The following is a 5,603-nucleotide window of genomic DNA, read 5'->3' as shown; positions in this document are numbered from 1 at the left end:
GATCTGCGGATCACCGCCGGGGCCCTCACGCACCGAGGATCAGTACGACGACGACGAGTACACCGTCGCCGAGCCGCCACCGCGCTGCGCGCGACCGCGGCCGCCACGACGACGAGCCTGCGCACCAGCGCCGCCCTCGCCGCCCTGCGTCGACTGGCCGCGACCACCCTGGGCGCGCTGCGCCGTCGGGCCGGCGGACTTGGCCGGGGCCGCCGTGCGCGTCGCACGCGTCCCACCGTTGCGCGACGGCGTGCCGCGACGAGCCTGCGTCTGCGGCGGCGTGATGTCCGCGGGGCGCACGTACTCGGCGACGTCGCCGACGAGCGACGTGATCGCCGCATCACCCGGGGCGACCGACTGCGGCTGCGCCGTGATCTTCGCCTTGCGGGTCAGGTCCTTCACGTCGCTGCGCTGCTCGGGGAGCATGACGGTCACGACGACGCCTTCGGAACCGGCGCGAGCCGTACGGCCCGAGCGGTGGAGGTACGCCTTGTGCTCGGCCGGCGGGTCGACGTGGACGACCAGCTCGATCTCGTCGACGTGGATGCCGCGCGCCGCGATGTCGGTCGCGACGAGCACGCGGACCGAGCCGTTCGAGAACGCCTCGAGGTTGCGCTCGCGCGCCCCCTGGCCGAGGTTGCCGTGCAGGTCGACCGACGGGATGCCCTGCGCCGTGAGCTGCTTCGCGAGCTTCTTGGCCTGGTGCTTGGTGCGCGTGAACAGGACACGACGGCCCGTGCCCGACGCGAGCTGCTGCACGACGTCCTTCTTCGCGTCCGCGTCACGGACCGCGAAGATGTGGTGCGTCATGTTGGAGACGGGCGACTCGGCCGAGTCCACCGAGTGGCTCACCGGGTTGCTCAGGTACCGCTTGACGAGCTGGTCCACGCCGTTGTCGAGCGTCGCCGAGAACAGCAGGCGCTGGCCGCGCGTCGGGGTCTTGTCCATGATGCGCTTGACGCCGGGCAGGAAGCCCAGGTCGGCCATGTGGTCGGCCTCGTCGAGGACCGTGATCTCGATGCCGTCGAGCGACAGGACGCGCTGGTTGAGCAGGTCCTCGAGGCGACCCGGGCACGCGATGACGATGTCGACGCCCGCGTTGAGGGCGCTGACCTGGCGGCTCTGCGCGACACCACCGAAGATGGTCGTCGTGTTCAGGCCCAGGGCCTTCGCGAGCGGCTCCATCGTGGCGTTGATCTGGTTCGCGAGCTCACGCGTCGGGCACAGGACCAGCGCGCGGGGGCGACGGGCGGCACGACGCGTGTCCGACTGGGACAGGCGCGTGACGACAGGCAGCGAGAACGCGAGGGTCTTGCCCGAGCCCGTGCGGCCACGGCCCAGGACGTCGCGGCCCTTGAGCGTGTCCGGGAGCGAGGCGACCTGGATGGGGAACGGCGACTCGATGCCCTGGCTGGAGAGCTCGCGGATCACCGTGGTCGGGATCGCGAAGTCCGCGAACGTCAGGCCCTCGGGCACGACGGTCGGGACCGACGAACGCTCCACGGCGGGACGCTGCTCGCGCTGCTCACGGGGAGCGCGCTGCTCACGGTTGCCACCGGCGGGGCGACCCTGGCCGGCGCCGCGGCCGTCACGCGAGTCGCGCTCACGGACCGGGCGACCGTCGCGGGTCACCTTGGCGGGACGCGGGTCGCGGCTCTCGCGCTCGTCGCGGGAGTCGCGGACGGGGCGGGTGGTGTCGCGGGACTGCTGTCCCTGCGACTGGTTGGTGCGGGGGGCTGCGGCGTTAGGGCGCACGGCAGCACGAATGGGGTTGTTCAAGGGTTTGCCTCTCGGGCGTAGGGTCGGGGTTCGCCGCAAGAAATCCAGGGAACTCCACGACGCTGGGCGCGCAGAGATGCGCAGCCACGATCCCCACTCTCTCATGCCTGGGGCGCTCGTGCGTCCAAGGTGATCGACGTCTCCACATCCCTCACCGATCCCACACGTCGCGGCGCACCGACCTCTCGCGACCGCCCGGGCCCGACGGCGGGCCCGCCGTCGGGCGTGCGGCCCGCCCCTCCCGGAACTTCGCCCCGGCCCCCGCGCGGACCTCCCACGGGACGCACATGCGGGCGTGGTGGAATGTCGCCCGTGGACTTCATGAGCTCTGTGGGAGACGTCGTCGGCCAGATCTGGTCGGCGGCCACCACCCCTGTGCCCGCACCGGCCTCCGCGGTCGTCCTGTCGATGTCGCTCGTCGCGCTGATCGTCGTGGTGTTCACGCCGGTCTGGCGCGTCGCGCGACACGTCGTGACGATCGCGCACGAGGGCGCGCACGCCATCGCGGCCCTCCTCACGGGGCGCCGGCTGACCGGTATCCGCCTGCACTCCGACACGTCGGGCCTCACCGTGTCGTACGGCAAGCCGCGCGGTTTCGGCATGGTCGTCACGGCGTTCATGGGGTACGTCGGCCCGGGCCTCGTGGGCCTCGGCGCGGCGGCGCTGCTGCGGGCGGGCTACGCCGTCGGGCTCCTGTGGCTCCTCGTGCTGCTGCTGACGCTCATGCTGCTGCAGATCCGCAACTGGTTCGGCCTGTGGTCCGTGCTGGTGAGCGGTGTCGCCCTCGTCGTGGTGTCGTGGGCCGCGACGCCTCCCGTGCAGAGCGCGGTCGCGTACGCCGTCACCTGGTTCCTGCTGCTGGGCGCGATCCGGCCCGTCCTCGAGCTCCAGATCTCCCGCAGCCGCGGCAAGGCACGCCAGTCCGACGCCGACATGCTCGCGCGCCTCACCCGTGTCCCGGGGATCGTGTGGGTCGTGGTGTTCCTGCTCGTGACCGTCGGTGCCGCGGTGCTGGGCGGGTACTGGATCGTGTCGCCGGTCGGCGCGTGACCTGCTGACGCCACCGGACGCCCCGGGCGGCGAGCCGCCCCCGCTCTGCCTAGCATCGGGCCATGCCCCTCTCCCCGACGCTCTCCGCGGTCTCGCTCGCAGCGCTGCTCGGCTCGTCCGGGGTCGTCCACCTGGCGCGGCCGCAGGTCTTCGAGCCCCTCGTCCCCGCCGCGCTCGGTGACCCGCGCCCGTGGGTCACGTGGAGCGGGGTCGCCGAGCTCGCGTGCGCGGCGGCACTGCTGGTCCCGGCCTCACGCCGCGTCGGCGGCCTCGCGAGCGCCGCGCTCCTCGTCGGCGTCTTCCCCGGGAACGTGAAGATGGCGCTCGACTCGCACCCCGGCGCCAGCTCCTGGGCGCGCAGGCCGCTCGTCGCGTGGGGGCGCCTGCCCGTCCAGGTGCCGCTCGTCACGTGGGCGCTGTCGGTCGCGCGGCGGGGCTGAGGCGACACGGGACGGGTCGGTGCGGGCCGGGTCGGCGCCGCGGCGCCGGGCACGACGACGGGCCGTCCGCTGCGTGCGGACGGCCCGTCGGGGTGAGCAGGTGCGTAGCCCTGGCCGGGCCGGGAACCTTCCGAGGAGGAGGGTGGTCGGCTCCCGGGACGGACGGACCGCGCAACCGCTCAGGTCGAGGTGCGGGCTGTCAGGCCCCGCGGTGGTGCCCGGCCGGTCAGGCCTGCGGCGTCAGGACGAATCCGGGGCCCTCGGTCGCACGAGGGTCGGTGTCGAGCGTGAGGTTGGCGAGCGCGATCGAGGTGGTCGGCTCGACGAAGACGCGGACGTCGCCGTTCTCCACGACCGTGTCGTCGGGCTGCGGGCTCGGGACGAGGGCAAGCTCGAAGTCGCCGGACTGCGGCGCCGACTCGGCGATGCGCAGACCGCCACCGTCGGCCACTCCGGCGCGCGTGGTGAGGTCCTGGACTGCGTCGCGGGCGTTGTCGGTCAGGGTGAGCATGGGAGCTCCTCTCGGTTGCCTGGGGACGCACGGGACGCCTTGCGACGAACCCTGGCGTGCGCCTTTCGGTTGCCTCCAACCAAACAAGGATCGGGTCCGATCGCAAGGGCAGGGGCCCTTTTCCGGCGTGTCTCCCAGGAAGTGGGATCGCACGAGGCAGGCGGTCCCGGATCGCGTTAGGGTGCGCGCCCGTGGGGCGTCCGCTGCGGGTGGGAGCATGGTCCCGTGACCGCTCTCCACTCCCCCGACCACTGGGCCGTCTACAACTCCGCACAGCCCGGCCGCGAGGTGCGCGACCTCTGCCGCGAGGTCATGACGCACGCCGGGCCGGGCGCGGGCCGGCAGGCGGTCGACCTGGGCTGCGGGGCGGGCGTCGAGACGGCCGGGCTGCTGGCCGGGGGCTGGCGCGTCCACGCGGTCGACGGCGAGCCGGGCACCCCGTCCCTCGTCCGGACCACGGCGGGAGCTGCGGCAGGAGACGGGCTGAGCGTCGCCGTCGTGCCGTTCGCGGACCTGGCGGACCTGCCGCCGGCCGACCTGCTCTACGCCGGGTACTCGCTCCCGTACGCGTCGCCCGACGACTTCCCGCGCGTCTGGGCCGCGGTCCGCCGCGCCCTGCGGCCGGGCGCGTGGCTGGCTGTGAACCTGTTCGGGGTGCACGACTCGTTCGCGGGCACGACCGACGGGACGTTCCTGACACGTGCCGACGCCGAGGCCCTGCTCGACGGGCTCGACGTCGTCGCGTTCCGTGAGGAGGACGAGGACGGCCAGTCGTTCAGCGGTCCCAAGCACTGGCACGTCTTCGACGTGGTGGCGCGCGCCCCGCGCTGACGTCGGCCCGCCCACCGTGCCCGACGGCGTCGCTCACCGCACGTGGTCAGGTCGCCACGCGTGGAGGCTCGGCGCGTAGACTCTGCGCGGGCCTGGCGTCGCCTCCGACGAGGCGTGCGCACGGAGCCCGGGCCTCTAGCTCAATGGCAGAGCTGCGGACTTTTAATCCGTAGGTTGTGGGTTCGAGTCCCACGGGGCCCACCGTGCTGACCTGCGAACTGTGCCAGGTCTCGACCGACCGCCAGGCGTCCGTGCGGCAGCAGCAACAGGGCGCGAAGAGCCGTAGGCCTCCTGCCCGACATGACGAGGTCGGGATGTCGAGGAAGTTGGCGAACCTCTCCCGGAAGTCGTCGACCTCGGGTGCGTTCTGGTGGTGAGATGTTTGCATCAAAGTGTCGCAAGCGCAAGGACAAGCACATTGAGGGAGGTCTAGTTCGAAGCAGGGGTCGACGTCCCATGAAGTGCGGTGACGATGGCCTTGCCAACTACACGCTCGCGGCGGTCGAGCATCTCGAGCTGGGACCCGACCTCCACTGTGCTCCACCGATCAGGAAAGATGGGAACGATCGTCACCCTCACCCGCTCGCCAGGGGTGGCGCTCCTGGCCCCCTCTAGGAGCACGGGCCCCTCCATCGGATCTTCCGGGGCGGTATCGACAACACGCCAGTTCGGTCGGAATCCGCTCTGCAACGGTCGCGCCCAGTGTTCGTCGCAGAGTGTCAGATCGGCCTCGATTCGTGCGTCGTGGTTGACGAACCGCTGCCACCCAAAAGTCTCCATGCTGGTGGACCCTAGCTGTTGCTTGCTTTGAGATTGGTTACGCAGGTCCGTAGGTTGGCGAAGTAGGCGGACGAAATCCACGGTGGTCTCAACTCACCAAAGGGTCTGCTGCACGGATAGGTGACAGACGGTCTCAGAGGCGTTCTCACCAGGCGCGGTGATGTGATCGGCGCGACGGCGCGCTGACCTGCAGGTTCGTTCGGTCGTGAGTT

Annotated in this window: 6 protein-coding genes and 1 tRNA gene; 4 read left to right on the top strand and 3 right to left on the bottom strand. The window is 71.8% G+C overall.

The annotated features are described in order from the left end of the window. Positions 1 to 39: 39 nt before the first annotated feature. Positions 40 to 1,476, bottom strand: a complete 1,437-nt coding sequence (locus tag H9623_RS17270) for a DEAD/DEAH box helicase (RefSeq protein ID WP_321575521.1) — start codon at positions 1,474 to 1,476, stop codon at positions 40 to 42. 624 nt (positions 1,477 to 2,100) lie between these two features. On the opposite strand from H9623_RS17270, the gene H9623_RS17265 reads away from it, so the two are divergent. Together H9623_RS17265 and H9623_RS17260 are read left to right on the top strand one after the other, a co-directional pair. Beyond that, positions 2,101 to 2,829, top strand: coding sequence for a M50 family metallopeptidase (locus H9623_RS17265; protein ID WP_227748846.1), 729 nt, complete (start codon positions 2,101 to 2,103; stop codon positions 2,827 to 2,829). Positions 2,830 to 2,891: 62 nt separating this feature from the next. Then, positions 2,892 to 3,269 carry a DoxX family protein gene (locus H9623_RS17260; RefSeq protein WP_193721253.1) on the top strand — a complete coding sequence of 126 codons (378 nt, stop codon included), beginning with the start codon at positions 2,892 to 2,894 and terminating at the stop codon, positions 3,267 to 3,269. 226 nt (positions 3,270 to 3,495) lie between these two features. Here H9623_RS17260 and H9623_RS17255 read toward each other — a convergent pair whose 3' ends face one another. After that, a complete protein-coding gene (locus H9623_RS17255) occupies positions 3,496 to 3,780 on the bottom strand; it encodes an iron-sulfur cluster biosynthesis family protein (RefSeq protein WP_193721252.1) in 285 nt (94 codons plus the stop codon). Between the two features lie 225 nt (positions 3,781 to 4,005). Here H9623_RS17255 and H9623_RS17250 point away from each other — a divergent pair, with 225 nt between their 5' ends. Both H9623_RS17250 and H9623_RS17245 read left to right on the top strand, forming a co-directional pair. After that, positions 4,006 to 4,611 carry a class I SAM-dependent methyltransferase gene (locus H9623_RS17250; RefSeq protein WP_321575514.1) on the top strand — a complete coding sequence of 202 codons (606 nt, stop codon included), beginning with the start codon at positions 4,006 to 4,008 and terminating at the stop codon, positions 4,609 to 4,611. Between the two features lie 129 nt (positions 4,612 to 4,740). Next, positions 4,741 to 4,812 (top strand) — tRNA-Lys (locus tag H9623_RS17245). Positions 4,813 to 5,040: 228 nt separating this feature from the next. Here H9623_RS17245 and H9623_RS17240 read toward each other — a convergent pair. Further along, positions 5,041 to 5,391: a hypothetical protein gene (locus tag H9623_RS17240; protein WP_193721251.1), complete on the bottom strand. Its 351-nt coding sequence runs from the start codon at positions 5,389 to 5,391 to the stop codon at positions 5,041 to 5,043. Between the last annotated feature and the right edge of the window lie 212 nt (positions 5,392 to 5,603).

It is taken from the genome of Oerskovia douganii, from assembly GCF_015142735.1.
In the GTDB taxonomy this organism is placed as follows: domain Bacteria; phylum Actinomycetota; class Actinomycetes; order Actinomycetales; family Cellulomonadaceae; genus Oerskovia; species Oerskovia douganii.
The sequence above is the reverse complement of the archived record's forward strand: the minus strand, read 5'-3'. Positions and strand labels throughout refer to the sequence as shown.